Source organism: Rhodococcus sp. SJ-3 (assembly GCF_051918125.1).
GTDB lineage: Bacteria > Actinomycetota > Actinomycetes > Mycobacteriales > Mycobacteriaceae > Rhodococcus.
This window is the reverse complement of the sequence record NZ_CM123306.1, coordinates 5,046,565-5,073,164: the sequence shown is the minus strand read 5'-3', so window position 1 is coordinate 5,073,164 and position 26,600 is coordinate 5,046,565. Positions and strand designations below refer to the sequence as shown.

24 protein-coding genes are annotated in these 26,600 nt (G+C 66.4%); 11 read left to right on the top strand and 13 right to left on the bottom strand.

Annotated features, from left to right (window positions below; genetic code table 11):
* Positions 1-247 precede the first annotated feature (247 nt).
* Positions 248-823, bottom strand: coding sequence for an Rv1476 family membrane protein (locus ACTDXD_RS23675; RefSeq protein WP_440124621.1), 576 nt, complete (start codon positions 821-823; stop codon positions 248-250).
* Positions 824-1,156: 333 nt separating this feature from the next.
* Here ACTDXD_RS23675 and acnA point away from each other — a divergent pair, with 333 nt between their 5' ends.
* Together acnA and ACTDXD_RS23665 are read left to right on the top strand one after the other, a co-directional pair.
* Positions 1,157-3,961 (top strand): aconitate hydratase AcnA, encoded by a 2,805-nt coding sequence (gene acnA, locus ACTDXD_RS23670; RefSeq protein WP_440124620.1) that lies wholly within the window; start codon positions 1,157-1,159, stop codon positions 3,959-3,961.
* A 132-nt stretch (positions 3,962-4,093) separates the two neighbouring features.
* Positions 4,094-4,660, top strand: coding sequence for a TetR/AcrR family transcriptional regulator (locus tag ACTDXD_RS23665; RefSeq protein WP_440124619.1), 567 nt, complete (start codon positions 4,094-4,096; stop codon positions 4,658-4,660).
* Between the two features lie 32 nt (positions 4,661-4,692).
* Here the strand turns inward: ACTDXD_RS23665 and ACTDXD_RS23660 are convergent, their stop codons facing one another.
* Entirely contained in the window at positions 4,693-4,947 is a 255-nt protein-coding gene (locus ACTDXD_RS23660; protein ID WP_440124618.1) for a helix-turn-helix domain-containing protein, read from the bottom strand.
* Between the two features lie 135 nt (positions 4,948-5,082).
* Entirely contained in the window at positions 5,083-6,714 is a 1,632-nt protein-coding gene (locus tag ACTDXD_RS23655; RefSeq protein ID WP_440124617.1) for an ABC-F family ATP-binding cassette domain-containing protein, read from the bottom strand.
* A gap of 177 nt (positions 6,715-6,891) precedes the next feature.
* Here ACTDXD_RS23655 and ACTDXD_RS23650 point away from each other — a divergent pair, with 177 nt between their 5' ends.
* On the top strand, positions 6,892-7,998 hold the full coding sequence (locus ACTDXD_RS23650; RefSeq protein WP_440124616.1) for a lycopene cyclase family protein: 1,107 nt from the start codon (positions 6,892-6,894) through the stop codon (positions 7,996-7,998).
* A 39-nt stretch (positions 7,999-8,037) separates the two neighbouring features.
* The gene (ku, locus tag ACTDXD_RS23645) at positions 8,038-8,985 is read left to right on the top strand and encodes a non-homologous end joining protein Ku (protein ID WP_440124615.1); all 948 of its coding nucleotides are present in this window, start codon (positions 8,038-8,040) and stop codon (positions 8,983-8,985) included.
* A 29-nt stretch (positions 8,986-9,014) separates the two neighbouring features.
* Here the strand turns inward: ku and ACTDXD_RS23640 are convergent, their stop codons facing one another.
* The 8 genes from ACTDXD_RS23640 to ACTDXD_RS23605 all read right to left on the bottom strand — a co-directional run bounded on the left by ACTDXD_RS23640 (position 9,015) and on the right by ACTDXD_RS23605 (position 16,093).
* Positions 9,015-9,533 (bottom strand): MarR family winged helix-turn-helix transcriptional regulator, encoded by a 519-nt coding sequence (locus ACTDXD_RS23640; protein ID WP_440124614.1) that lies wholly within the window; start codon positions 9,531-9,533, stop codon positions 9,015-9,017.
* Positions 9,530-9,937 carry a metal-sulfur cluster assembly factor gene (locus ACTDXD_RS23635; protein WP_440124613.1) on the bottom strand — a complete coding sequence of 136 codons (408 nt, stop codon included), beginning with the start codon at positions 9,935-9,937 and terminating at the stop codon, positions 9,530-9,532. The genes ACTDXD_RS23640 and ACTDXD_RS23635 overlap by 4 nt, the downstream gene beginning before the upstream one ends.
* Positions 9,934-10,413 carry a Fe-S cluster assembly sulfur transfer protein SufU gene (gene sufU / locus ACTDXD_RS23630; RefSeq protein WP_440124612.1) on the bottom strand — a complete coding sequence of 160 codons (480 nt, stop codon included), beginning with the start codon at positions 10,411-10,413 and terminating at the stop codon, positions 9,934-9,936. The genes ACTDXD_RS23635 and sufU overlap by 4 nt, the downstream gene beginning before the upstream one ends.
* Positions 10,413-11,669 carry a cysteine desulfurase gene (locus ACTDXD_RS23625; protein WP_440124611.1) on the bottom strand — a complete coding sequence of 419 codons (1,257 nt, stop codon included), beginning with the start codon at positions 11,667-11,669 and terminating at the stop codon, positions 10,413-10,415. The genes sufU and ACTDXD_RS23625 overlap by 1 nt, the downstream gene beginning before the upstream one ends.
* Positions 11,670-11,673: 4 nt before the next feature.
* Complete coding sequence (sufC, locus tag ACTDXD_RS23620) at positions 11,674-12,474, bottom strand: Fe-S cluster assembly ATPase SufC (protein WP_440124610.1); 801 nt, start codon at positions 12,472-12,474, stop codon at positions 11,674-11,676.
* 51 nt (positions 12,475-12,525) lie between these two features.
* Complete coding sequence (gene sufD / locus ACTDXD_RS23615) at positions 12,526-13,764, bottom strand: Fe-S cluster assembly protein SufD (RefSeq protein ID WP_440124609.1); 1,239 nt, start codon at positions 13,762-13,764, stop codon at positions 12,526-12,528.
* Positions 13,765-15,213 carry a Fe-S cluster assembly protein SufB gene (gene sufB / locus ACTDXD_RS23610; protein WP_440124608.1) on the bottom strand — a complete coding sequence of 483 codons (1,449 nt, stop codon included), beginning with the start codon at positions 15,211-15,213 and terminating at the stop codon, positions 13,765-13,767. It abuts the gene before it with no gap.
* Positions 15,214-15,313: 100 nt separating this feature from the next.
* Positions 15,314-16,093, bottom strand: coding sequence for a helix-turn-helix transcriptional regulator (locus ACTDXD_RS23605; protein WP_440124607.1), 780 nt, complete (start codon positions 16,091-16,093; stop codon positions 15,314-15,316).
* A 93-nt stretch (positions 16,094-16,186) separates the two neighbouring features.
* Here ACTDXD_RS23605 and mptB point away from each other — a divergent pair, with 93 nt between their 5' ends.
* From mptB to ACTDXD_RS23585, 4 genes are read left to right on the top strand one after another with little or no spacing between them, the layout of a single operon-like run.
* Positions 16,187-17,911, top strand: coding sequence for a polyprenol phosphomannose-dependent alpha 1,6 mannosyltransferase MptB (gene mptB / locus ACTDXD_RS23600; RefSeq protein ID WP_440124606.1), 1,725 nt, complete (start codon positions 16,187-16,189; stop codon positions 17,909-17,911).
* Between the two features lie 11 nt (positions 17,912-17,922).
* Entirely contained in the window at positions 17,923-18,864 is a 942-nt protein-coding gene (locus tag ACTDXD_RS23595; protein ID WP_440124605.1) for an ABC transporter ATP-binding protein, read from the top strand.
* Positions 18,861-19,661 carry an ABC transporter permease gene (locus ACTDXD_RS23590; RefSeq protein ID WP_440124604.1) on the top strand — a complete coding sequence of 267 codons (801 nt, stop codon included), beginning with the start codon at positions 18,861-18,863 and terminating at the stop codon, positions 19,659-19,661. Before ACTDXD_RS23595 ends, ACTDXD_RS23590 begins: the two co-directional genes overlap by 4 nt.
* A gap of 58 nt (positions 19,662-19,719) precedes the next feature.
* Positions 19,720-20,685, top strand: a complete 966-nt coding sequence (locus ACTDXD_RS23585) for a COX15/CtaA family protein (RefSeq protein ID WP_440124603.1) — start codon at positions 19,720-19,722, stop codon at positions 20,683-20,685.
* A gap of 71 nt (positions 20,686-20,756) precedes the next feature.
* Here the strand turns inward: ACTDXD_RS23585 and ACTDXD_RS23580 are convergent, their stop codons facing one another.
* On the bottom strand, positions 20,757-21,098 hold the full coding sequence (locus tag ACTDXD_RS23580) for a hypothetical protein (protein WP_169690557.1): 342 nt from the start codon (positions 21,096-21,098) through the stop codon (positions 20,757-20,759).
* Positions 21,099-21,120: 22 nt separating this feature from the next.
* Here ACTDXD_RS23580 and ACTDXD_RS23575 point away from each other — a divergent pair, with 22 nt between their 5' ends.
* Positions 21,121-22,086 (top strand): quinone oxidoreductase family protein, encoded by a 966-nt coding sequence (locus ACTDXD_RS23575; protein ID WP_440124602.1) that lies wholly within the window; start codon positions 21,121-21,123, stop codon positions 22,084-22,086.
* A 70-nt stretch (positions 22,087-22,156) separates the two neighbouring features.
* Here the strand turns inward: ACTDXD_RS23575 and ACTDXD_RS23570 are convergent, their stop codons facing one another.
* Complete coding sequence (locus tag ACTDXD_RS23570) at positions 22,157-23,134, bottom strand: heme o synthase (RefSeq protein ID WP_440124601.1); 978 nt, start codon at positions 23,132-23,134, stop codon at positions 22,157-22,159.
* Positions 23,135-23,345: 211 nt separating this feature from the next.
* Here ACTDXD_RS23570 and tkt point away from each other — a divergent pair, with 211 nt between their 5' ends.
* Together tkt and tal are read left to right on the top strand one after the other, a co-directional pair.
* The gene (gene tkt / locus ACTDXD_RS23565; RefSeq protein ID WP_440124600.1) at positions 23,346-25,448 is read left to right on the top strand and encodes a transketolase; all 2,103 of its coding nucleotides are present in this window, start codon (positions 23,346-23,348) and stop codon (positions 25,446-25,448) included.
* Between the two features lie 5 nt (positions 25,449-25,453).
* On the top strand, positions 25,454-26,599 hold the full coding sequence (gene tal / locus ACTDXD_RS23560) for a transaldolase (RefSeq protein WP_440124599.1): 1,146 nt from the start codon (positions 25,454-25,456) through the stop codon (positions 26,597-26,599).
* Position 26,600: the final 1 nt, after the last annotated feature.

The following is a 26,600-nucleotide window of genomic DNA, read 5'->3' as shown; positions in this document are numbered from 1 at the left end:
ATGATCTCGTGCGGGTAACGGGTCAGCGTCCCGCTACTCGGGTTGTGACACTTCTTCCCCAAGAGCGCCACGTGAACCGTACGACACTGTGGGCACCTCCCGCACGACAGTCACAGATATTCGTCGGAAACGCCCTGGTCATTCATTACGGGACAGCGCCGACCCCGCGCCGTCGGCGTCGCACTGGGCGGTCACTCCGACAGGAGAATCGGCCGCGATCGGGTGAAGGCGCGGCATCCGGGAGATTTCAGCGCGAAGAACTGTCCCTTTCGGGAGAAACCTGCCCCGTTGCGGAACCCGCCTCCGATTCGGCGTGCGCACGCCTGATCTTCGCGAGATACGTCAGGCCCCCGGCGGCCGCGACCAGGAGAATCAGCACGAGGGTCATCGCAGTCCACGGCGGGGAGGGTTCGAGTAGCGAGTCGACGAAGTTGGTTGTCGACTCCACCGGATCTCCCGTGTAGGTCCGGTCCTGCGCCGCTTCGAGCGTCACACGATCGAGCGCGTCGCTGAAGGTGCCCACCCAATTGGGGCTGAGTACGAGCACGGTGCCACCGTCCTCGGATCCGACGGCTGTGGCGAGGTCGCGCAGTTGCGAATCCATGTAGGGGTTGCTGTCGACCACGACGACACTGAGGTCGATGCCGTGGTCCTGGGCACGTTGTACCTGCTCGACAAGTTGAGAGGGATCGAGTTCCGAATCCGCGCTGTCGGGGACCGAGACCTGATCGTCGGCCAGGTCCGCGAGGATCGTCTCTAGAGCGACTCCGGGAGGGAGGTCCGTGGCCGCGGGCCCGGGTATACGAAGAAGTGGCGCAGACATCTCTCTCCGGTGGTCCTGGTCAGAAGCGGACGAACCGCACTCGCCGCAACAACCGGGTGCGGCGAGGACGCCGTCGGTGTCGCAGGTATGCCGCACTCGTACGGCACCCCCGCACATTACGCGATCGACCGGACCGGATCGGAAACCGCACCTCGGGCCGAGAGCCCGCGTCGCGACCCTTTCGCACCCACCCCCGGTATGTAGGACAAGCGTACTGTTAGACTTGTGGCGAGATGCCGCGGCACCGGTCAACCCCGGGCATAGTCGTGAGCCTCGCTTGAGCCGTCGACACAGCCCCGTCGACGGCGAGCCGTGACGACGAGTGGAGCTGATGTGAGCACCAGTATTGATTCGTTCGGCGCCAAGGGGACGTTGCAGGTCGGAGAGAACTCGTACGAGATCTTCCGTCTGTCGTCGGTCCCCGGCACCGAGAAACTCCCCTATTCCCTCAAGGTCCTCGCCGAGAACCTGCTGCGCACCGAAGACGGCGCAAACATCACCGCCGACCATATCCGCGCGATCGCGGGCTGGGATCCGTCGGCCGATCCGAGCATCGAGATCCAGTTCACGCCCGCCCGCGTGATCATGCAGGACTTCACCGGCGTGCCCTGCATCGTCGACCTCGCGACGATGCGTGAGGCAGTCACCGCCCTCGGCGGCGACCCGAACAAGGTCAACCCGCTCTCCCCCGCCGATATGGTCATCGACCACTCGGTCATCCTCGATGTCTTCGGCCGCGCCGACGCTCTCGAGCGCAACGTCGACCTCGAGTACCAGCGCAACGGTGAGCGTTACCAGTTCCTGCGTTGGGGCCAGGGCGCGTTCGACGACTTCAAGGTCGTCCCCCCGGGCATGGGCATCGTCCACCAGGTCAACATCGAGTACCTGGCGCCCACCGTCATGACCCGTAACGGTCAGGCCTACCCCGACACCTGCGTCGGCACCGACTCGCACACCACCATGGTCAACGGCCTCGGCGTGCTCGGCTGGGGCGTCGGTGGCATCGAAGCCGAGGCCGCGATGCTCGGCCAGCCCGTCTCCATGTTGATCCCGCGCGTCGTCGGCTTCAAACTGACCGGCGAGATCAAGCCCGGTGTGACCGCCACCGACGTGGTGCTCACCGTCACCGACATGCTGCGCAAGCACGGCGTCGTCGGCAAGTTCGTCGAGTTCTACGGCAAGGGCGTCGCCGAGGTGCCCCTGGCGAACCGCGCGACGCTGGGCAACATGAGCCCCGAGTTCGGTTCCACCGCCGCGATCTTCCCGATCGACGGCGAGACCATCAACTACCTGCGCCTGACCGGCCGCAGCGACGAGCAGCTCGCGCTCGTCGAGGCGTACGCCAAGGAACAGGGCATGTGGCACGACGCCGACGCCGAGCCCAACTACTCCGAGTACCTCGAGCTGGATCTCGGCACCGTGGTGCCGTCGATCGCCGGCCCGAAGCGCCCGCAGGACCGAATCCTGCTGTCGGATTCGAAGAACGCGTTCCGCCGCGACATCCACACCTACGTGGAGGATCAGGCCCCGGCCGATCACAGCCAGCTGGATGAGGCCGTCGAGGAGTCCTTCCCCGCGTCCGATCCCGCCGCACTCACTTTCGCCGACGACCATGCAGGTGCTGTGGCGTCCGCCGCTAACGGCGCCGAGGGCCGCCCCTCCAAGCCGATTCGCGTGACCACCCCCGAGCAGGGCGAGTTCGTGCTCGACCACGGCGCTGTCGTAGTCGCGGGTATCACCTCGTGCACCAACACCTCGAACCCGTCCGTCATGCTGGGCGCTGCCCTGCTGGCCCGCAACGCGGTCGAGAAGGGCCTGTCCACCAAGCCGTGGGTCAAGACCAACATGGCGCCGGGCTCGCAGGTCGTTTCCGACTACTACGAGAAGGCCGGCCTCTGGCCGTACCTCGAAAAGCTCGGCTACTACCTCGGTGGGTACGGCTGCACCACGTGCATCGGCAACACCGGTCCACTGCCGGAGAACATCTCGAAGGCGATCAACGACAACGACCTCTCGGTGACCGCGGTGCTCTCGGGTAACCGCAACTTCGAGGGTCGCATCTCGCCGGATGTCAAGATGAACTATCTGGCGTCCCCGCCGTTGGTCATCGCCTATGGTCTTGCAGGCACGATGGACTTCGACTTCGAGACCGACGCCCTCGGCCAGGACACCGACGGCAACGACGTGTTCCTGAAGGACATCTGGCCGTCCGCTCAGGAAATCGACGACACCATCAAGTCGGCGATCAACCAGGACATGTTCCGCAGCTCCTACGCCGATGTCTTCAAGGGCGATGAGCGCTGGCAGAACCTTGCCACTCCCGAAGGCGATACCTTCGCGTGGGACGAGAAGTCCACGTACGTCCGCAAGGCGCCGTACTTCGACGGTATGACGATGGATCCGGCTCCGGTCACCGACATCAAGGGTGCCCGCGTGCTCGCGTTGCTCGGCGACTCGGTCACCACCGACCACATCAGCCCGGCAGGCCCGATCAAGCCCGGCACCCCCGCCGCGCAGTACCTGGATGCCAACGGCGTCGAGCGCAAGGACTACAATTCGCTCGGCTCGCGTCGCGGCAACCACGAGGTGATGATCCGCGGCACGTTCGCGAACATCCGCCTGCAGAACCAGCTGCTCGACGGAGTGTCCGGTGGTTACACCCGGGACTTCACCCAGGACGGTGCGCCGCAGGCGTTCATCTACGATGCGTCGCAGAACTACCAGAAGGCGGGCATCCCGCTCGTCGTGCTCGGCGGCAAGGAATACGGATCCGGATCGTCGCGTGACTGGGCAGCCAAGGGCACCAGCCTCCTCGGCGTCAAGGCCGTCATCACCGAGTCCTTCGAGCGCATCCACCGCTCGAACCTGATCGGCATGGGCGTCATCCCCCTGCAGTTCCCGGCCGGTGAGTCGTCGTCGTCGCTCGGACTCGACGGCACCGAGTCGTTCGACATCGCGGGCATCGAGGCGCTCAACGAGGGCACCACGCCGAGCACCGTGCATGTCACCGCCACCAAGGCCGACGGCAGCAAGGTCGAGTTCGACGCGGTCGTGCGTATCGACACTCCCGGTGAGGCGGACTACTACCGTAACGGCGGCATCCTGCAGTACGTGCTGCGGAACATGATCCGTAGCTGATCCGACCCCCGTGGCCACGCGGCCACTCCGGTACGGCACCGGCGGGCCCGGGACACAACTCGTCTCGGGCCCGCCGTGCCACCACCGACCGCCTCGTTTCCGCCACGGCCCTGTTCCGGAAGGATGTAGGTAGTGCCCAAGGTCAGTGAGGATCACCTCGCCGCGCGGCGCAGCCAGATTCTCGACGGCGCACGACGCTGCTTCGCCGAATTCGGCTATGACGGAGCGACCGTCCGACGTCTCGAGATCGCCACCGGTCTCTCTCGCGGCGCGATCTTCCACCATTTCAAGGACAAGGACGGGCTGTTCCTCGCGCTCGCGCAGGAAGATGCCAAACGCATGGCGGATGTCGCCAGCAATGAGGGTCTCGTCCAGGTCATGCGTGACATGCTCTCGACGCCCGCGCAGTTCAACTGGCTCGGAACCCGGCTAGAAATCACACGCAGACTCCGCACCGATCCCGAATTCGCGAAGGCGTGGACCCAGCATTCGGCCGAGCTGACCGAGGCCACGGTCGGCCGCCTCGAGCGTCAGCGTGACGCCGGGAAGCTCCGTGACGATGTGCCGACAGAAGTGCTCGTCGCGTATCTCGATCTGGTCCTCGACGGGCTCATCTCGCGGCTCGCGTCAGGTCATGCGGAGGATGAACTCGGACAGGTGCTCGACCTCGTCGAAGAGTCGGTCCGCCGTCGCGACTGACCGCGATCATCGCAGGTCGGCGCCAGACGGTCTCAACTACCGCTGTTGCTCGCGGATGCGGCACGCCGACGATTCGGGCCACCGCGGCCGCGCAACCGCACCTGCGATTCCACCAGCACGTTGTGCACGAAGCCGTATGACCGCCCGGTTTCCTGCGCCAGTGTCCGAATACTCGCGCCGGCCTCGTAGCGTCGCTTGAGCTCGGCCTGTAACCGGTCTCTGGACTCCCCGGTCACTCTGGCTCCCTTCGCGTACGAAGGCTGCCCAGTGTCAGGATTTCGCGCCATCGAATCCTCCCGTCGCCTCGCCGAAGGTCCCAGCACCAGGCTAGTTCACGCAGGCAGCGCCCGGAGCGGATCGCGCAACGCCGACCGGATCGAGGGACGAACTCTCGGTCCGGGAACCTGCCTCGGGCCTCGCCGTCACGCCAGCTGGATCAGCTCGAGGTAGTCCTGAGACCAGTGGTCCTCGGTGCCGTCCGGCAGCATGATGACGCGCTCCGGATCGAGCGCCTCGGCAGCTCCCGGATCGTGCGTGACCAGAACCACGGCGCCTTCGTAGCTCCGTAGCGCATCGAGCACCTGCTCGCGAGAGATCGGGTCGAGGTTGTTGGTCGGTTCGTCGAGCAGCAGCACATTCGCTGCAGACGACACCAGTCCGGCGAGTGCCAGACGGGTCTTCTCACCACCGGACAGTGTGCCTGCCGGCTGATCGAGCTGCGGACCGGTGAACATGAACGCGCCGAGGAGACCGCGCAGGTCCTGCTCACCGGCGTCGGGTGCTGCGTGCCTGATGTTCTCCCACACCGTTGCCGCGTCATCGATCGTGTCGTGCTCCTGCGCGAAGTAGCCCACCTTGAGCCCGTGCCCCGGCTCCAGTTCTCCGAGATCGGGGGTCTCGACACCCGCCAACAGACGCAGCAGCGTGGTCTTACCGGCGCCGTTGAGTCCGAGGATCACGACGCGGCTACCACGGTCGATGGCCAGATCGACGCCGGTGAAGATCTCGAGGGATCCGTAGACCTTCGTCAATTCCTTGGCCATGAGCGGCGTCTTGCCGCAGGCTGCGGGCGTGGGGAACCGGATCTTGGCGACCCGGTCGGCCACGCGCACGTCATCGAGATCGTTGAGCAGTTTTTCGGCGCGCTTGGCCATGTTCTGCGCCGCAGTGGCCTTTGTCGCCTTGGCACCGAGCTTCGCTGCCTGTTTCTGCAGCGCCGAAGCCTTCTTCTCCGCGTTGGCGCGTTCGCGCCGGCGGCGCGCCTCGTCGGTCGCGCGGGCGTCGAGGTACTTCTTCCACCCCATGTTGTAGATGTCGGCCTCGCCGCGCACAGCGTCGAGGAACCACACCTTGTTGACCACGTCGGCGAGAAGATCCACGTCGTGGCTGATGACCACGAGGCCACCCTCGTGGTTCTGCAGAAAACCACGCAGCCAGGTGATCGAGTCTGCGTCGAGGTGGTTGGTGGGCTCGTCGAGTAGCAGCGTGGTGTCCGACTTGCCGCCGGATCCGTCGGACGCGGCGAACAGGATCCGAGCCAGTTCGACGCGGCGGCGCTGCCCACCGGACAGCGTGTGCAACGGCTGACCGAGAACTCGGTCGGGTAGACCGAGGCTGTGACAGATCCGGGAGGCCTCGGACTCGGCGACGTACCCGCCGAGCGTCGAGAACCGCTCCTCGAGCGAGCCGTATTTGCGCACGGCACGGTCGCGGACCTTGTCGTCGGCAGCTTCGGCCATCAGCGCCTGCTGCTTCTCCATGCTGCGGAGAATCTCGTCGAGTCCGCGCGCGGAGAGCACCCTGTCCTTGGCGAGGACCTCGAGATTTCCTTCTTTCGGATCCTGGGGAAGATAGCCGAGATCGCCCGAGCGAATCACGGTGCCCGCGTACGGTTCGCCCTCCCCGGCGAGGATGCGCAGTGTGGTGGTTTTCCCGGCGCCGTTGCGTCCCACCAGCCCGATCCGGTCACCCGCCTGGATACGCAGCGCTGATCCTGGTGAGGAGAGCAGCGTCCGCGCGCCGGCGCGGACTTCCAGGTCGGTGGCGGTGATCACGCGTAGAGCTCCTCGATGGCTGAGACTGTGTGTGGAACATGATGCCGGGCATACGGCACACGAACCATTCATTTTACTGCGCCACGCGCCGTTTCACGAGGTGAGATGCACTACGTCGGCGCGAATGCGGATTAGTGTGGCGATCATGATCAGGCTGAGAACCGTACGGCCACGACAGTGACCACGGATGTGCTGGTCGCAGGTCTGGGGCCGTCCGGGCGTGCGTTGGCCGCGCGTTGCGCGGAGGCCGGTCTGTCGGTGCGGGCCGTCGACCCGTCCCCACACCGGCCGTGGACCGCAACCTACGGCGCCTGGGCGGACGAATTGCCGTCGTGGCTACCCGACAATGTTCTCGCGACGCGGATCGAGTCCCCGGGAGTGTGGACCACGCACCCTCACGTCCTCGACCGTCCGTATGTCGTGCTCGACACCGCTGCGCTGCAGCAGTCGCTGTCACTCGAGTCGGTGGCGGTGACGCAGGCCAGCGTCCGCTCGGTCGGTCCCGGTGCGGTGGTTCTCGATGATGGGAAACGACTGCGTGCCTCACATGTGTTCGATGCCCGCGGGGTACCGGCACCGCCTACGTGTGCTCAGCAGACAGCCTTCGGCGTGGTGACCGACGCGCACACTGCGGCGCCGGCTCTCGAGGGCCACTCGGCGTGGTTCATGGACTGGCGGCAGGACAACGGCACCAGCGATGCGGACACTCCGTCGTTTCTGTACGCCGTGCCGTTGGACGACGAACAAGTTCTGCTCGAAGAGACTTGTCTGGTGGGAAGACCCGCGCTCCCCCTCCCCGAACTACAGCGCAGACTCACGAGACGACTGGCCGCACGAGACGTCGAGGTTGCTGCCACCGCCTCGGTGGAGCGGGTTCGGTTCTCCGTCGAGGGCGGAGCGCGACGGCACGACGGCGCGCTCGGTTTCGGTGCCTGTGGCGGGCTGATGCACCCGGCGACCGGTTACGCGGTTGCCGCCGCGCTCACTGCCGCGGATCCAGTGGCATCGGCGATCCGGTCGGGGGCGGATCCCTACCGGTCCCTGTGGCCGAGTTCAGCGCGTACTGTCGCTGCTCTACGGACACTCGGGCTGCGAGTGCTGCTCGGCCTGCGCCCGGCAGAGGTCCCCGAGTTCTTCGCCGCGTTCTTCGACCTGCCGCCCGACCGGCAACGCGCCTACCTCTCGGGGCGAACCGACGTCCTGGGAACCCTCGATGGCATGCGCCGACTGTTCGCAGCGGTCCCGTGGGGTGTTCGCGGATCGATCATGCGTGCAATCCTCTGAAGCGCAGCGCGGCAGGTCGAGGTCGATCATGATGGAGCCATGCGTTCGATCTGGAAGGGTGCAATCGCGTTCGGGCTCGTGAACGTACCCGTGAAAGTGTACTCGGCCACCGAAAGTCACGACATCCGGTTTCATCAGGTCCATGCGGCCGACGGTGGCCGGATCAAATACCAGCGTGTGTGCAGCGAATGCGGTGAGATCGTCCCTTTCCAGGACATCGACAAGGCCTACGAATCCGATGAGGGTGTGCGCGTCGTGCTCACCGAGGACGACTTCGAGAAGTTGCCTGCCGCCGAGAAACACGAAATTCCGGTCCTGCAGTTCGTCCCCACCGAGCAGATCGATCCGATCCTGTTCGAGAAGACGTACTATCTCGAACCCGATTCGGCTTCCCCCAAGGCCTATGCGCTGCTCGCGGCGACACTCGAACGCAGCGATCGCACCGCTCTGGTGCATTTCACGCTGCGGCAACGCACCCGGCTCGCGGCGCTGCGAACCACCGACGGGGTACTTGTCCTGCAGGCGCTGTTGTGGCCGGACGAGGTACGTGCCGCCGAGTTCGGTGCGCTCGACGATGTCGCGGCGCCGACCGACAAGGAACTCGCGATGGCCGAGACACTCGTCGAGTCGATGTCCGAGGATTTCGATCCCGCCGAGTTCACCGACGAATACCAGATGGAACTGCGTGCGCTGCTCGACGACGCGATCGAGCGCGGCGGCGAAAAGGTCTTCCAGGTCGCCGAAGCGTCGACCGAGGGTGAGGACGCCGAGGTCCTCGACTTGGTGGCCGCGCTGCAACGCAGTGTCAAGGCTGCGGGTGGGAAGCAGGACACCGACGATCAGGACGGCGGTACGAAGAAGGCCGCGACGAAGTCGACCGGGCGGAACGCATCGGCGAAGAAGACTGCTGCCAAGAAAGCGGCTCCGAAGAAGGCCACCGCGTCCAAGAGCACCGCGAAGAAGAGCACTGCGCGCAAGCGCGCCTAGAACGAGAGGCGATCCACAGTCGGTGCCGGTCAGTCTTCGTGTGCTTCGATCGAGTCGCCGAGGCGGCCGAGAAGCTCACCGAGTAGGCGGATGTCGGTGCTGTCCCAGTCCGACAATCGGGTGCGCCACTGCTCGGTCTGCACCGATTCGAGTTCGCTGAGGCGTTCGCGGCACAGCGGGGTCAGTGCCAGGAGACGAGCACGCGCATCGTGCGGGTCGGGTGTCCGCTCGACCAGACCCAGACGAACCGTGCTGTCGATCCGGCGAGTGAGAGTGGATTTCTCGATGCCCAGGTCCGCATGAAGATCGGCCATCGCCACAGCATCGGCGCGGCGCAGCATCATCAGCATCGGATAACAGACCGGATCGAGTTTGGGATGCACCGCTGCCGCACGCTCGCGAATCAGACCGCGGACGCGACGCCACAGGATCACCAGGCCCTGTTCGAGCCCGACCACCGGGTCGGCGCCGGGGCCCGAATCAGCGGCGTCCGCCGGCACCGAGGCCGACGGCGCATCCGCCGATTCAGAGGTATCTGTAGTCGTCACACCGTGAAACCGAGCGCGCGCAGCTGCTCACGCCCATCATCGGTGATCTTGTCGGGTCCCCACGGCGGCATCCAGACCCAGTTGATGCGCAACTCGTCGCACAGTCCACTACGCACCAGGGCACCGCGAGCCTGATCTTCGATCACATCGGTGAGCGGGCACGCGGCGGATGTCAGCGTCATATCGACGGTGACGGCCTCGGCAGATTCGGAAATTCCGTAGACGAGCCCGAGGTCGACGACGTTGATGCCGAGTTCGGGGTCGACCACATCGCGCATCGCTTCCTCCAGCTCATCGAGGCGCACGGGGTCCAGCGGCGGTGCTGTGTCGGCCACCAGTGCCGCAGCGTCGTCGGTGATCTGCTCGGTGTCTCCGACAGCGGTGTCGGGGGCGGGTTCGGTCATCGGTTCGGTCCTCCGCTCGATACGGTTTCGTCGTCGCTCGTACTGGCGGCGATCTGCACGACAGCATCCTTGAACGCCATCCAACCCAGCAGGGCGCACTTGACCCGCGCGGGGTATTTCGACACCCCGGCGAAGGCGATACCGTCGCCCAGCACGTCCTCGTCGCCGTCGATGGTGCCGCGGCTGCCGACCATCTCGGCGAAGCTCGCGACGGTGGTCATCGCGTCCTCTACCGGCATGCCGATCACCTGGTCGGTGAGCACCGACGTCGAGGCCTGACTGATCGAGCAGCCCTGTCCGTCGTAGGACACGTCGGCGACAACGCCCTCCTCGACGTGCACGCGCAGGGTCACCTCGTCACCGCAGGTGGGATTGACGTGGTGCACTTCGGCGCCGTACGGATCGCGCAACCCCCGGTGGTGGGGGTGTTTGTAGTGGTCCAGGATCACTTCCTGGTACATCTGTTCCATTCGCATCAGCCACGCACCCCGAAGAAGTCCTGTGCACGGCGGATCGCGGCGCCGAGCGCTGCGACCTCGTCGAGCGTGTTGTACACCGCGAAGGACGCACGCGCAGTTGCGGCAACGCCGAATCGACGGTGCAACGGCCACGCGCAGTGGTGTCCCACACGAATTTCCACGCCCTCGTCGTCGAGGATCTGGCCCAGATCGTGGGCATGGATACCGTCGACGACGAACGACACTGCGCTGCCGCGTTGTTCCGGTGTGCTCGGGCCGATGATATGCAACCCGTCGATGTCACCGAGTTCGGCAAGGGCAGCAGCGGTCAGTTCGTGTTCGTGCGCTGCGACCGCGTCCATACCGATGTCCTGTAGATACCGCACGGCGGCACCGAGACCGACGGCCTGCGACGACATCGGCGAACCGGCTTCGAATCGTTGCGGCGGAGCCGCAAACGACGTCGCGTCCATGCTCACGGTTTCGATCATCGATCCGCCCGTGATGAAAGGCGGCACCTCGGCGAGGAGTGCACGGCGTCCGTAGAGGACGCCGACACCGGACGGTCCGAACATCTTGTGCCCGGAGAACGCGGCGAAATCGACTCCGAGTGCCCGGAAATCCACCGCCATGTGCGGAACGGACTGGCATGCATCGAGCACTACCAGCGCTCCGACCGCTTTCGCGCGACGGACGATTTCTTCGACCGGGGCGACCGCCCCGGTGACATTGGACTGATGGGTGAACGCCACGACCTTGACCGCGTCGGTGAGCTCGAGTGAATCGAGATCGATGCGGCCGTCATCGGTGATGCCGTACCAGCGGAGGGTTGCGCCCGTGCGCTGGGCCAGTTCTTGCCACGGCACCAGGTTGGCGTGGTGCTCGAGTTCGGTGATGACGATCTCGTCGCCGGGGCCGAGCCGGTGCGCGAAGCGGGCGTCGGCGAATGCGTAGGCGACGAGGTTGAGCGACTCGGTGGCGTTCTTGGTGAACACCACCTCGTCGGGATCGACCCCGACGAACGAAGCGATGACGGCGCGTGCACCTTCGTATGCATCGGTCGCTTCCTCGGACAACGCGTGCGCGCCGCGATGAACCGCAGCATTGCACGTGAAGAGGAAGTCGCGTTCGGCATCGAGCACCTGCACGGGACGCTGCGAGGTCGCCCCCGAATCAAGGTAGACCAGCGGCTTGTCGTCGCGCACCGTGCGCGCGAGGATCGGGAAGTCCTCCCGTATCCGGGTGACGTCGAATGTCCGCACCGGCACCGTCATACGGTCACGCTCCCTGGGTGTCTGCCGTCGCTGCAGCGGCGGTGAAGCGCTCGTAGCCGTTCGCTTCGAGCTCATCGGCGAGCTCGGGGCCGCCGGACTCGACGATGCGGCCACCGACGAACACGTGCACGTGTTCGGGCTTGATGTAACGCAGGATGCGCGTGTAGTGGGTGATCAGCAGAACGCCGCCGTGCTCACGCTCGCGGTAGTGGTTGACCCCCTCGGACACGACGCGCAGCGCATCGACGTCGAGGCCCGAGTCGGTCTCGTCGAGAATCGCGATCTGCGGCTTGAGCAGTCCGAGCTGGAGGATCTCGTGACGCTTCTTCTCACCACCGGAGAATCCTTCGTTGACGCTGCGTTCGCCGAAGGCAGGGTCGATGTCCAGCTCGCTCATCGCCTCTTTGACCTCCTTGACCCAGTGGCGGAGCTTAGGAGCTTCACCGCGGGCGGCGGTGGCGGCAGTGCGCAGGAAGTTCGACATCGACACGCCCGGCACCTCGACGGGGTACTGCATCGCAAGGAACAGCCCGGCACGTGCACGCTCGTCCACGCTCATCTCGAGGACATCCTCACCGTTGAGGGTGATCGAACCCGAGGTGACCTCGTACTTGGGGTGTCCGGCGATTGCGTACGACAGTGTGGACTTGCCGGAACCGTTCGGGCCCATGATCGCGTGGGTCTCACCGGAGCGAACCGTGAGGTTCACCCCCTTGAGGATGTCGATCGGCTCGGCGTTCGCGTCGGTCTGCGCGACGCGCGCGTGCAGGTCTTTGATCTCGAGGACGTTCTGGGGGCTGGACATCGGTTTACTGATTCCTTCGAAAGTCAATGGGAGTAACAGCGGAGGGGCGTGTCAGACGCCGACCGCAGCGAGTTCGGCCTCGACCGCGGCTTCGAGTCGCTCACGAACCTCGGGCACGGTGATCTTCTCGAGCAATTCGTGGAAGAAGCCGCGCACGACGAGCCGCCTGGCCTGATCCTCCGGAATGCCGCGGGCACGCAGGTAGAAGAGCTGCTCGTCGTCGAAACGGCCGGTGGCGGAGGCGTGCCCGGCCCCGACGATCTCACCCGTCTCGATTTCGAGGTTCGGAACCGAGTCCGCGCGCGCACCGTCGGTGAGCACGAGGTTGCGGTTGAGTTCGAAGGTGTCGGTGCCCTCGGCCTCTGCGCGGATCAGCACGTCGCCGATCCACACAGTGTGGGCGTCGGGCTTACCCGAATCGGGGTCGCCCTGGAGCGCACCCTTGTACACCACATTCGACTTGCAGTGGGGCTGCGAGTGATCGACGAGAAGACGCTGTTCGAGGTGCTGGCCCGCGTCGGCGAAGTACAGGCCGAGAAGCTCGGCGTCGCCGCCGGGGCCGTCGTACTTGGTGGTGGCGGAGAGACGCACCAGGTCGCCGCCGAGCCCGACGGTGAAGTGCCGCAGCACGGCGTCGCGCCCGAGTCGGGCGTGGTGTGCCGCGACGTGCACGGCGTCGTCCGCCCAGTCCTGAATCGCAACGACCCGCAGTTGTGCGCTGTCGCCGAGGACGAACTCGACGTTCTCCGCGTAGGTGCCGCCGCCCTTCTGGTCGAGCACAACGGTGAGCTGCGCGAACGCGTCGAGTCGGATCTGGAGGTGCCCGAAGGCCACGTGTCCTTCGCCGGGGCCGGTCACCGTGATGGTGACGGGTTCGGCCACCTCGACCTCGCGACCGACGGTGACGACGGTCGCCGTCTCGAACGACGAGTACGCCTGCGCGGCGACCCGGTCGAATGGCACGCCACCCCGGCCCAGTCGGCTGTCGTCGCGACCCACCGTTTCGACCTGCACATTGTCGACGTCGCTGACCTCGATGGCCGCGGTGCTGTCGGCGACGGCAGTGCTGTCATGCAGTCCGCGCAGTCGGCGCAGCGGGGTGAACCGCCACGCCTCGTCCCGGCCGCCGGGGATCTCGAATGCGTTCACGTCGAACGACGTGAACACCTCACCCTTGTTCGTGGCAGGCACCGCCTGCGTGTCGACGGCCGGTGCGCGGTTCTCGCCGCGGACGGCGTCCTGGACGCCTTGCCCGCCGGCGGTCGTAATGTTCTTCGCTTCCGCAGTCATTTAGCCGACTGCCCCTTCCATCTGCAGTTCGATGAGCCGGTTGAGCTCGAGTGCATATTCCATCGGCAGTTCCTTGGCGATGGGCTCGACGAAGCCGCGCACGATCATCGCCATCGCCTCGTCCTCGTTCAGTCCGCGGCTCATCAGGTAGAACAGCTGATCGTCGCTGACCTTGGAGACGGTGGCTTCGTGGCCCATCGTCACGTCGTCCTCGCGGATGTCGACGTAGGGGTAGGTGTCGGAGCGGCTGATCTGGTCGACGAGCAGCGCGTCGCACTTGACGGTCGACTTCGAGCCGTAGGCGCCCTTGTTGACCTGGACGAGACCGCGGTACGACGCACGGCCACCGGCACGCGCGACAGACTTCGACACGATTGTCGAGGAGGTGTGCGGCGCCAGGTGGAGCATCTTCGCGCCGGTGTCCTGGTGCTGGCCCTCGCCGGCGAATGCGACCGAGAGCACCTCGCCGCGGGCGTGCTCGCCCATCATCCACACCGCGGGGTACTTCATCGTCACCTTGGATCCGATGTTGCCGTCGATCCACTCCATCGAGCCGCCCGCCTCGACCTTGGTGCGCTTGGTCACCAGGTTGTAGACGTTGTTCGACCAGTTCTGGATCGTCGTGTAGCGGCAGTGGCCACCCTTCTTGACGATGATCTCGACGACCGCGGAGTGCAGCGAGTCGGACTTGTAGATCGGTGCCGTGCACCCCTCGACGTAGTGCACGGACGCATTCTCGTCGACGATGATCAGCGTGCGCTCGAACTGACCCATGTTCTCGGTGTTGATCCGGAAGTAGGCCTGCAGCGGGATGTCGACGTGGACACCCGGCGGGACATAGATGAACGAGCCACCCGACCACACCGCGGTGTTGAGCGCGGAGAACTTGTTGTCGCCGGCCGGGATCACCGTGCCGAAGTACTCGCGGAACAACTCGGGGTGTTCGCGCAGACCCGAGTCGGTGTCGAGGAAGATCACGCCCTGCGACTCGAGGTCCTCGCGGATCTGGTGGTAGACCACCTCGGACTCGTACTGAGCGGCGACACCCGAGACGAGACGCTGCTTCTCCGCTTCCGGGATACCCAGCTTGTCGTAGGTGTTCTTGATGTCGTCGGGCAGGTCGTCCCAGCTCGCAGCCTGCTTCTCCGTGGAACGCACGAAGTATTTGATGTTGTCGAAGTCGATCCCGTCGAGTTTCGAACCCCACACCGGCATCGGCTTCTTGTCGAAGGTCCGCAGCGCCTTGAGACGGATGTCGAGCATCCAATCGGGCTCACTCTTCTTCGAGGAGATGTCACGCACGACGTCCTCGGACAGGCCGCGCTGCGCCACCGCGCCGGCAGCGTCGGAGTCCGACCAGCCGTATTCGTAGTGACCGAGAGACTCGATGGCCTCTTCCTGCGTCAGCGGTGTACCGGCGCCGGATGTCTGGTCCGATGTGACGGTCATGCGGGCTCCTTCCGGAGTGGGGTGGTTGTCGGCGCGGGCTGTACCGACGGACGAACTTCGGGTTGTCTGGTGTTTCTGATCTCTTGCGGTTCGCTGCGGATCACGGGCTCGGCGGCTCCTTGGCCGGGAGCACCGGCACATGGGTGGTGCAGAATGCGTCGCCGTTCGCGATCGTCGCGAGACGCTGCACGTGGCTGCCCAACAACTGCACGAATGCGTCCTGTTCGGCCTCGCAGAGTTCGGGGAACTCCTCGGCGACATGGGAGACCGGGCAGTGGTGCTGGCAGATCTGGACGCCGGCCCCGACGCGGCGTGTCGACGCCGCGAATCCCGCCGCACTGAATGCCGCGGCGATCTCATCGGCCACCGTGTCGATCTCGTCGTCCGATTCGACCGGTTCGATACCGCCCACGATGGATTGGACCCGGCGGCGCGCGAAATCTTCGATCGCGGCGGAACCGCCGAGTTCGCGCAGGTGGCGCATAGCGGCGCCTGCGAGATCGTCGTACGAATGTCCGAGTCGGGCACGACCGAGGGAAGTGAGCTGGAAACGCCGGGCGGGGCGTCCTCGGCCCCGCGCCTTCGCTCGCGGCGGCACCACCGACTGGGCTTCGCCCGACTCGATGAGTGCGTCGAGGTGGCGGCGCACTCCTGCTGCGCTCAGGCCGAGTCGCTCTCCGATGTCGGTTGCTGTGATCGGCCCGTTCTCGACCAGCAGTTTCACGACTGCGGCACGGGTCTGCCCTTCGTGGTGCTCGCGTCCGGCCGATGGACGTACAGAACCCGCGGCAGGTGTTCGACCTGCGCGTTCTGTATGTTCCACGAACTCTGACGGGCTTTTCACAACACCAGTGTGACGGAATTCAGAGCCCGGGTCCACCAAGGGTGCCCTTCCTCACCGCGGGAATAGTGGGATTAGATGGCACTGGCAGACACGTCCGGGCGCTTTCCCGGCGCCCGTTACGCTTCCTGAGTGCCGTCGACACCACCCGAAACCGATTCCCCCTCGGATCCGCGCTCCGACGGAACCGGTATCGGCACCCGCGCGCTCACGCTCGTCCAACGCGTCTTCGGCCTCGACGGCCGTGGCGCACGCCACGACGTGGCCGCGGTCCTGCACGGCGACGAGACCGAAGGACGCGGACTCGATGCCACCGAGACCGTCCAGCTGCACCGTATCCGGCTGTTCGGTGCGACCGGCGCCGTCCTGATGGCCATCGGCGCGCTCGGCGCCGGTGCCCAGCCCGTCCTGCAGAATCCTGTGCAGGGCGTCCGCGCGCTCGGGCTCGCCGCCCGGATGCCCAGTGCCGCGCTGACCCTGACCATGACGGGAACCGTCCTCGTCGTCCTCGCGTGGCTCCTGCTCGGGCGTTTCGCGATCGGACGCCGCGACCCCGACGGGCAACCGCGTCGCCTGACCCGGTCGCAACTCGACCGCACGCTGCTGCTGTGGATCCTCCCGCTGGTCGTGGCACCCCCCATGTTCAGCAAGGACGTGTATTCCTACCTCGCGCAGAGTGAGATCGCCGCACGCGGCATGGACCCGTACGGCATCGGGCCGGCCGGGGCGCTCGGAGTCGATCACGTCCTGACCCGGACCGTGCCGAACATCTGGCGCGATACCTCCGCACCGTACGGACCCGCGTTCATCTGGCTCGGTGAGAAGGTTGCCTTCCTCACCGGTGAGAACATCGTCGCGGGCATCTTCGTGCACCGGCTGTTCGCACTGCTCGGCGTCGCCCTGATCGTGTGGGCGCTGCCGCGTCTGGCGCGACGGTGCGGGGTGGCCCCGGTGAGCGCGCTGTGGCTCGGCGCCGCGAATCCGCTGTTGCTGTTCCATCTGGTGGCGGGCATCCACAACGAAGCGCTGATGCTCGGGCTCATGCTCGCGGGTGTCGAACTGGCACTGCGCGGGGTCTACAGCGACACCGCCCGCACCTCGCGGTGGCACGTCGCCGCATGGCTCGTGGCCGGCGCCTCTGTGATCTCGTTGTCGTCGATGATCAAGGTCCCCTCACTGCTCGCGCTCGGCTTCGTCGGCATGGCCCTCGCGCGGAAGTGGGGCGGATCGGTGCGATCGGTACTCACGGCAGCCGCGGCGCTCGGTGTCGTCGCGCTCACGGTCATCGCGTTGATCAGTTGGGGCAGCGGCCTCGGGCTGGGCTGGACACACACCTTGGGCACCGCCACCGAGGTCCGCAGCTGGATGTCGATCCCCACCCTGCTCGGCGTCGGCACCGGCCTGGCCGGAGTCGTACTCGGCCTGGGCGACCACACGACTGCGGTGTTGTCCATCACACGGCCAATCGCCGCGCTCGTGGCGGCGTTCGTCACTGTGCGGATGCTGCTGGCAGTGCTGACGGGGCGACTGCATCCGGTCGGTGCTCTGGGTGTCTCGCTCGGTGCGATCGTGCTGTTGTTCCCGGTGGTTCAACCGTGGTACCTGCTGTGGGCGGTAATTCCGTTGGCTGCGTGGGCGACCCGACCTGTCTTCCGCATCCCGACGATCGTGTTCTCCTCGGTGGTCAGCGTGATCCTGATGCCCAACGGTGGCGAGTACCAACCGTTCATCATCGTGCAGGCTGCCATCGCCACGATCGTGGTCGCAGGTCTTCTGATCGTCGCGACCCGCACCCTGCTGCCGTGGCGCGGTGAAGATCACGCACCAGCGCGCCCCACCGAGACCGCCGACGCCTAGGCTGGAAACCCGTGACCTCGAAATCTGCCGCAGGTGCGGCTCCCGCTGTGCGCCTGGACGGCGTCGTCAAGAAATTCGGGGGTGTGACCGCGGTCGACGGACTCGACCTGACAGTCGAACCCGCTCAGGTGCTCGCTCTACTCGGTCCCAACGGCGCCGGTAAGACCACCACGGTGGAAATGTGCGAGGGATTCGTCACCCCCGAAGAGGGCACCGTCCGTGTTCTCGGACTCGACCCGATCACCCAGTCCGACCTCCTGCGGCCACGGATCGGGGTCATGCTGCAGGGCGGCGGCGCCTATCCGGGTTCCAAGGCCGGGGAGATGCTCGATCTGGTGGCCGCCTACTCCGCCGACCCGCTCGATCCGGATTGGCTCCTGCAGCGCCTCGGCCTCGAGGATTCGCGCCGCACCCCGTACCGGCGGCTTTCCGGTGGGCAGCAGCAGCGCCTCGCGTTGGCCTGCGCGCTCGTCGGCCGCCCGGAACTGGTGTTCCTCGACGAACCCACGGCCGGATTGGACGCCCAGGCCCGGCTGTTGGTGTGGGAACTGATCGACGCCCTGCGCCGCGACGGTGTCAGCGTGTTGCTCACCACTCACTTGATGAACGAAGCGGAAGAACTCGCCGACGAGATCGTCATCATCGATCACGGCAAGGTCGTCGCTTCGGGAACTCCCGAAGAGGTCACCCGGATCGGTGCGGAGGGCCAACTGTGGCTGTCGGCGCCACCCGATCTCGACGTCGCCATCTTGCGGACCGCGCTGGCGGAGCACCGGGTGCGCGAGGCGCTGCCCGGACGTTATCTCGTCGAAGGCGATATCGATCCGTCCGTGGTCGCCGCGGCAGCCACGTGGTGTGCCGAGCAAGACGCGCTGGCCACAGAGATCCGCGTCGACCAGCGCAGCCTCGAGGACGTATTCCTCGAACTCACCGGACGGGAACTGAGAGGTTGAGTGTGACATCCCGCGACCGCCTGGCCGACAATCGCTTCGCTCCCGGCACCTTCACACCGGGCCCACGACCGAATGCGCCCGTGAAGATGCTCGTGGCACAGTCCCGGATGGAACTGACCCTGCTCCTGCGCAACGGCGAGCAACTCCTTCTGACGATGTTCATCCCGATCACGTTGCTGATCGGGCTCACCCTCCTGCCGATCGGCGATCTCGGCGACGCCCGCGTGGACCGGGTGCTGCCCGCGGTGATGATGGTGGCGGTGATGTCCACCGCGTTCACCGGCCAGGCAATCGCCGTCGGATTCGACCGCAGGTACGGTGCACTGAAAAGGATCGGTGCGACCGCGCTCCCGAAATGGGGCATCATCGCAGGTAAGAGCACTGCTGTCGGCATCGTAGTAGTGATGCAATCAATTCTTCTCGGCGCCATCGGACTTGCGCTGGGCTGGCGCCCGAGCGCGACGGGGTTGATCATCGGAGCGGTGGTCATCGCGCTGGGAACGGTGATGTTCGCGACGCTCGGACTGCTCCTCGGCGGCACGCTGCGCGCGGAGATCGTGCTGGCGCTCGCGAACATCGTGTGGTTCGTGCTGCTCGGCATCGGCAGCGTCGTACTACTCGACGACGTGATCCCCGAAGCCCTGGTGCACGTCGTGCGTCTGGTTCCGTCGGGTGCTTTGACCCTCTCGCTCGACTCGGCGATCGCAGGGGCCGTGGACTGGTTGTCCATCGTCGTGATGGCGGTGTGGGCCCTGATCGGCGGCGCGGCCGCGAGCCGGTGGTTCCGCTTCATCTGATCCTTGCCCGAACCACCCAACTACAGGCCGTAGTGGACGGAGTCGTACTATCGTCTCCGTGTTGTATCGCGGCTACCTGAGCCTTGTCGACCGTCTCCCTCTGCCGTCCCTTAGGACCCAGCGGGCTATCGCCTTTCTGTCGATCGTGGTGCAGGGCGGTATCGCGGTGACCGGCTCGGTGGTACGCGTGACCGCATCCGGTCTCGGATGCCCCACCTGGCCGCAATGTTTCCCCGGGTCCCTGGTTCCGGTCGGCGTATCCAGCAGCGTGAACACGCTCCACCAGATCGTCGAGTTCGGAAACCGCCTGCTCACCTTCGTCGTGGTGCTCGTCGCGGCCGCAATTGTGCTTGCGGTGACACGCGCGCGCCGTCGCCGTGAGGTCATCGCCTGGGCGTGGCTGATGCCCGCAGGCACCGTGCTGCAGGCCATCATCGGTGGCATCACCGTCCTGACGGGCCTGCTGTGGTGGACCGTCGCGATCCACCTGCTGGTGTCGATGGTGATGGTCTGGCTCGCCACCGTGCTCTTCGCGAAGGTCGGCGAACCCGACGACGGTGCGGTGGTGCAGATTCTCCCGCAGCCACTGCGGTGGTTGACCGCGCTGTCCGGTGCCGCGCTGGCCGGGGTCCTGATCGCCGGGACGATGGTCACCGGGGCGGGCCCGCACGCCGGAGACAAGAGCATCGACCGGCCTGTGCCGCGACTGGATATCGACATCACCACACTCGTGCACCTGCACGCCGAACTGCTCGTCGCGTATCTGGCGCTGCTCGTCGGCCTCACCTTCGCCGTGTATGCGGTGGAGACCACGAATGCTGTGAAGCTTCGCCTCAAGGTCGTGCTGGCCCTCGTCGTCGCGCAGTCCTGCATCGGTCTCGTGCAGTTCTGGACCGATGTCCCGGCGGTGCTCGTGGTGTTCCACGTCGCAGGGGCCGGACTGTGCACCGCCGCCACCGCCGCGGTCTGGGCCGCAGGTCGGATCCGCACCCACTCGCCCCACCGCGAGCCGGTCACGGTGTGACCATTCCTGCAGATACCACTTCGGCCGCCCGATGAACTCGGGCGGCCGAAGTGTCGTTCTGAGAGTTCCGTTCAGCGTTCGTTACGTGCCTTCGGGAAACGAGTCTGATTTGCGACCCAACCCGCCATCTTCTTCCAGTGCCCCCGGGCCGGATCGGCGATACTGGTGACCTCACGCTCCCATCCGGAGACGGTGACGTTGGGCAGTGCCGCGACGACCGCGTGAGCGGTCGGCAGGTCGGCGACCATACGATCACCGAGCACACCGTCCTCGGCGACGACGGTGATCCGCACGCCGGCATACCCGACGGGCTGAATGACCGCCTTGGCGGTTTCGCCGTGCTCGGCGACGAAGCTGCGGAGGGACGAGACGATGTCGGCCGGTGCCTGCGTGGTCTGGGTTTCGACGCTCATGTCTGCAGAATACTGTGGCGGTATGCGCGCAATCCAAGTGGCACAGCACGGCGGCCCGGAAGTACTCGTCCCCGCCGAACTCCCCGATCCCGAACCCGGCCCCGGCGACCTGCTCGTCCGGACCGAGGCCATCGGCGTCAATTTCATCGACACCTATTTCCGGACCGGGATGTACAGCACGGATCTACCGCACATCCCGGGTTCGGAAGGTACCGGCACGGTGGTGGCCATCGGCGCCGATGTCGACGACATCAGCGTCGGGCAGCGTGTGGCGTGGTGCGCGGCACCGGGCTCCTACGCCGAACTGGTCCGCGTCCCGGCTTCCGTGGCAGTGCCCGTCCCGGACACGGTTCCCGCAGAGCAAGCCGCGTCGGTGCTGCTGCAGGGAATGACCGCGCACTACCTGATCGAGTCGACCTATCCGGCGCAGCCCGGCGACACCGTGCTCGTGCATGCGGGAGCCGGCGGTGTCGGGCTGCTACTGACACAGCTCGCGGTTGCCAAGGGCGTCCGCGTGATCACCACGGTCTCGACCGACGAGAAGGAGACATTGTCGCGGGAGGCGGGTGCCGCTGAGGTCCTGCGGTACGGCGAGGATCTCGCCGAGCAGGTCCGGGCGCGCACCGGCGGCGACGGAGTCGCCGCCGTGTACGACGGGGTCGGTGCCGCGACCTTCGAGGCGTCGCTGGCGTCGCTGCGTATCCGCGGCACGCTGGCACTGTTCGGGGCCGCCAGCGGCGCAGTGCCCCCGTTCGATCTGCAGCGACTCAACCCGGCCGGATCGTTGTTCGTCACCCGTCCGACGCTGGCGCACCATACCCTGACCCGCGAGGAACTGCTTTGGCGTTCCGGCGACGTGTTCGCGGCGATCGCAGCGGGGACGCTCGACATCCGGGTCGGCGCGACGTATCCCCTCGCCGACGCCGCCCGGGCCCACACCGACCTCGAGTCACGGCGCACCACCGGTTCGATCGTGCTGCTCCCCTGACACGGCGATGCACGCGATCACCCCGGTTTCCCGAACCGAGGTGGGAAACCGGGGTGATCGCAGAAACGGGTCAGAAGTACGACGTGATGGTCGACAGGTCCAGCACCGAGTCCACCGCGAGACCGAGACACACCACGGCCAGATAGTTGTTGGACTGCAGGAACAGCTTGAGCGGCTTGACCGATGCGCCACCGCGAACGCTGTTGTACAGCTGGTGCGCGACATAAAGGAACCACGCCCCCGCCAGCACCGTCACCACTGCGTAGATGAAGCCGGCCGCGGGCACGATGACCAGTGTCGCGAGGACCGTCGCCCACGTGTAGAACAGAATCTGCTTGGTCACGTGCTGCTCGGTGGCGATCACCGGGAGCATCGGCACCCCGGCGGCCTTGTAATCCTCTTTGTAGCGCATCGCGAGCGCCCAGGTGTGCGGCGGAGTCCAGAAGAAGATCACCAGGAACAATACGATCGGTTCCCAGCTCAGGGACCCGGTGACCGCGGCCCAGCCCACCATGACCGGCATGCATCCGGCGGCCCCGCCCCACACGACGTTCTGCCACGTGCGGCGCTTGAGCACCATCGTGTAGACGAGCACGTAGAACGCAATGGTCGCCACGACCAACAGGCCCGCGAGAAGATTCGCACGCCACCACAACCACAGGAACGACGCGAGCCCCAACACCACACCGAACACGAAGGCGTTGCGGGTCGGAACGGCCTGGCGCGCGAGAGGCCGCAGCGCCGTGCGTTTCATCACCTTGTCGATGTCGGCGTCGACGACGCAGTTGAGCGCGTTCGCGCTCGCGGCACCCATCCACCCGCCGAAGAGGGTGCTCAGGATCAGGACGATGTCGACGCTGCCACGGTCTGCGAACAGCATCGCGGGGATTGTCGCGACGAGCAGCAACTCGATCACACGCGGCTTGGTCAACGCGATATAGGCGAGCACCGTGCCGGAAAGACGACCCCACGCGGTATCCGGTCGTGGCGTGGCGGGAACCTCCGGGGCGCCCAAGCCGTGACCTCCTGGTCGCCGCCCTGCTCGCACACTGTCTCCTTGTACCACGCGAATACGCACCTTCGCTCGCCCGCTCACGGTCGCCCGGTCGTTCGGACGCGCCACTACTACGGACGATGGTAGACCGCAGCCATCTGCGCACCGAATCGACCCGCTCACCACCGGGCATTAGTCTGGAGGAGCGCGTGGGGCTTTGACACCCGCCGGCACCCCGTACACCCATGTCAGGAGACTTCTGCTCGTGTCGATCACAGACGAGATCCGCACCCTCACCGAGGCGGTCCATCCCGCCGACTGGACCGACCTGGACACCAAGGCCGTCGACACCGCGCGGATTCTCGCCGCCGACGCCGTCCAGAAGGTCGGAAATGGGCACCCGGGCACCGCTATGAGCCTCGCTCCGCTGGCCTACACGCTCTACCAGCGGGTTCTGCGACACGACCCGACCGATCCGAAGTGGGTCGGTCGTGATCGCTTCGTGCTCTCGTGCGGACATTCCAGCCTGACGCTGTACGTGCAGCTGTACCTGTCCGGTTACGGACTCGAACTCGCCGACCTCGAGTCACTGCGCACGTGGGGTTCACTCACGCCCGGCCACCCCGAGCACGGCCACACCGCCGGTGTCGAGATGACCACCGGGCCGCTGGGTCAGGGGCTGGCCTCCGCCGTCGGCATGGCGATGGCCGCCCGCCGCGAGCGTGGCCTGTTCGACCCCGAGGCCGCGCCGGGCGCGAGTCCGTTCGACCACTACATCTACGTCGTCGCCTCCGACGGCGACATCGAAGAGGGCGTCACGTCCGAAGCGTCCTCGCTCGCCGGCGTGCAGGAACTCGGCAACCTGATCGTCTTCTACGACGACAACAAGATCTCCATCGAGCACGACACCGCGATCGCCCTCGGCGAGGACGTCTCCAAGCGCTACGAGGCCTACGGCTGGCATGTACAGACCATCGAGGGCGGCGAGAACGTCTCCGCGCTGCTCGAGGCCGTCGAGAACGCCAAGTCCGTCACCGACCGGCCGTCGTTCATCTCGGTGCGCACCATCATCGGTTACCCCGCCCCGACGAAGATGAACAGCGGCGACGCGCACGGGGCCGCGCTCGGCGCCGACGAAGTCGCCGCGGTCAAGACGGCCCTCGGGTTCGACCCCGAGAAGAACTTCGATGTCGCCGCCGAGGTGATCGAGCACACCCGCCGTGTCGTCGATCGCGGCACCAAGGCCCGCGAGGCCTGGCAGGCCGACTTCGATGCGTGGGCCGAGCGTGAACCGCAGCGCAAGGAACTGTTCGACCGCCTGCACGAGGGCAGCTTCCCCGAGGGGTGGGTGGACGCACTTCCCACCTACGAGCCGACCGAGAAGGGACCGGCCACGCGAGCCGCCTCGGGTAAGGCACTCGCTGCCCTCGGCCCGATCCTGCCCGAGCTGTGGGGTGGGTCCGCCGACCTCGCGGGCAGCAACAACACCACGATCGCCGGGTCCGAGTCGTTCGGCCCGGCCTCCATCTCGACGAAGGACTGGACTGCACAGCCGTACGGCCGCACCCTGCACTTCGGCATCCGTGAGCACGCTATGGGATCGATCCTCAACGGCATCGCGCTGCACGGTCCCACCCGTCCGTACGGCGGCACGTTCCTCGTGTTCTCCGACTACATGCGCCCCGCGGTGCGTCTCGCTGCGCTGATGCAGACCCCGGCGATCTACGTGTGGACGCACGATTCGATCGGTCTCGGTGAGGACGGCCCGACCCACCAGCCGATCGAGCACCTCACCGCGCTGCGCGCCATCCCGAATCTGGCGGTGATCCGTCCTGCGGATGCCAACGAGACCTCGTTTGCGTGGAAGTCGGCACTGGAGAACCGCACCGGCCCCACAGCGCTCGCCCTGACCCGTCAGAACGTTCCTGTGCTCGAGGGGACACGCGAGAAGGCGGCAGAGGGCGTCGCCCGCGGTGCCTACGTGCTCGCCGAGGCGTCGAACGGCACCCCCGAGGTCGTGCTGCTCGCCACCGGTTCCGAGGTCGAACTCGCGGTCGCCGCCCGCGACACGCTCGAAGCCGGCGGTGTCCCGACGCGAGTGGTGTCGGTCCCGGTGCTCGAGTGGTTCCTCGAGCAGGATCAGGCGTACCGCGATGAGGTGCTCCCACCGTCGGTCAAGGCCCGTGTTTCGGTGGAAGCCGGTCTGGCGATGTCCTGGTACCGACTGCTGGGGGATGCGGGTGAAGCCGTCTCACTCGAGCATTACGGCGCCTCGGCCGACTACAAGACTCTGTACCGCGAGTTCGGCATCACCGCCGAGGCCGTCGTCGACGCTGCCCGCCGCTCGCTCACCCGCGTGAAGGGATGACCCCGATGACCCAGCAGGTTTCCACTCAGAACGAGAAATTGGCGCAGCTGTCCGCCGAAGGCGTGTCGGTTTGGCTCGACGACCTGTCGCGTGAGCGCATCGAATCCGGCAACCTCGCCGAACTCGTCGCCACCCGCAGTGTCGTGGGCGTCACCACCAATCCGTCGATCTTCCAGGCGGCGTTGTCGAAGGGCCACGCGTACGACTCGCAGATTCGCGACCTCGCCGCCGCCGGCGCCGATGTCGACGCCACGATCCTCGCCGCCACCACCGACGACGTGCGGGCGGCATGCGATGTGCTCGCCCCGGTCTTCGACGCTTCGGGAGGCCTCGACGGACGTGTGTCCATCGAGGTCGATCCCCGCCTGGCGCACAAGACCGACGAGACAGTCGAGCAGGCACTCGAGCTGTGGAAGATCGTCGACCGTCCCAACCTGTTCATCAAGATCCCGGCGACGGTCGCGGGGCTGCCCGCAATCGCCCGGGTGATCGGTGAGGGCATCAGCGTGAACGTGACGCTGATTTTCTCCGTCGACCGCTACGAACGAGTGATCGACGCGTATCTCGACGGTCTCACCGCCGCCAAGGCCGCGGGCCACGACCTGTCGCAGATCCGGTCGGTGGCGTCGTTCTTCGTCTCCCGCGTCGATACCGAGATCGATCCGCGCCTCGACGAGATCGGCACCGACGCCGCGCTCGCTCTGCGCGGCAAGGCGGGGGTCGCCAACGCCCGCCTCGCCTACGCTGCGTACCGGGCGGCGTTCGAGACCGGCGCGCGGTTCCCGTCACTCGAGGCCGCTGGTGCCCACCCTCAGCGGGCCTTGTGGGCCTCGACAGGCGTGAAGAACCCGGACTACCCCGACACCCTGTACGTCACCGACCTCGTGGCGCCGAACACGGTCAACACCATGCCGGCGAAGACCCTCGAGGCCGTCGCCGACCACGGTGAGATCACCGGCGACACCGTCACCGGCAACATCGCGGCCGCCCAGCAGGTCTTCGATGCGCTCACCAAGATCGGTGTCGACCTGCCCGATGTCTTCCGCAAACTCGAGGACGAAGGCGTCGAGAAGTTCGAGGTTTCGTGGAACGAGTTGCTGGCGGCCACATCCGAGCAGTTGGCTGCCCACGCTCCGGGCACGGAGGGCTGAG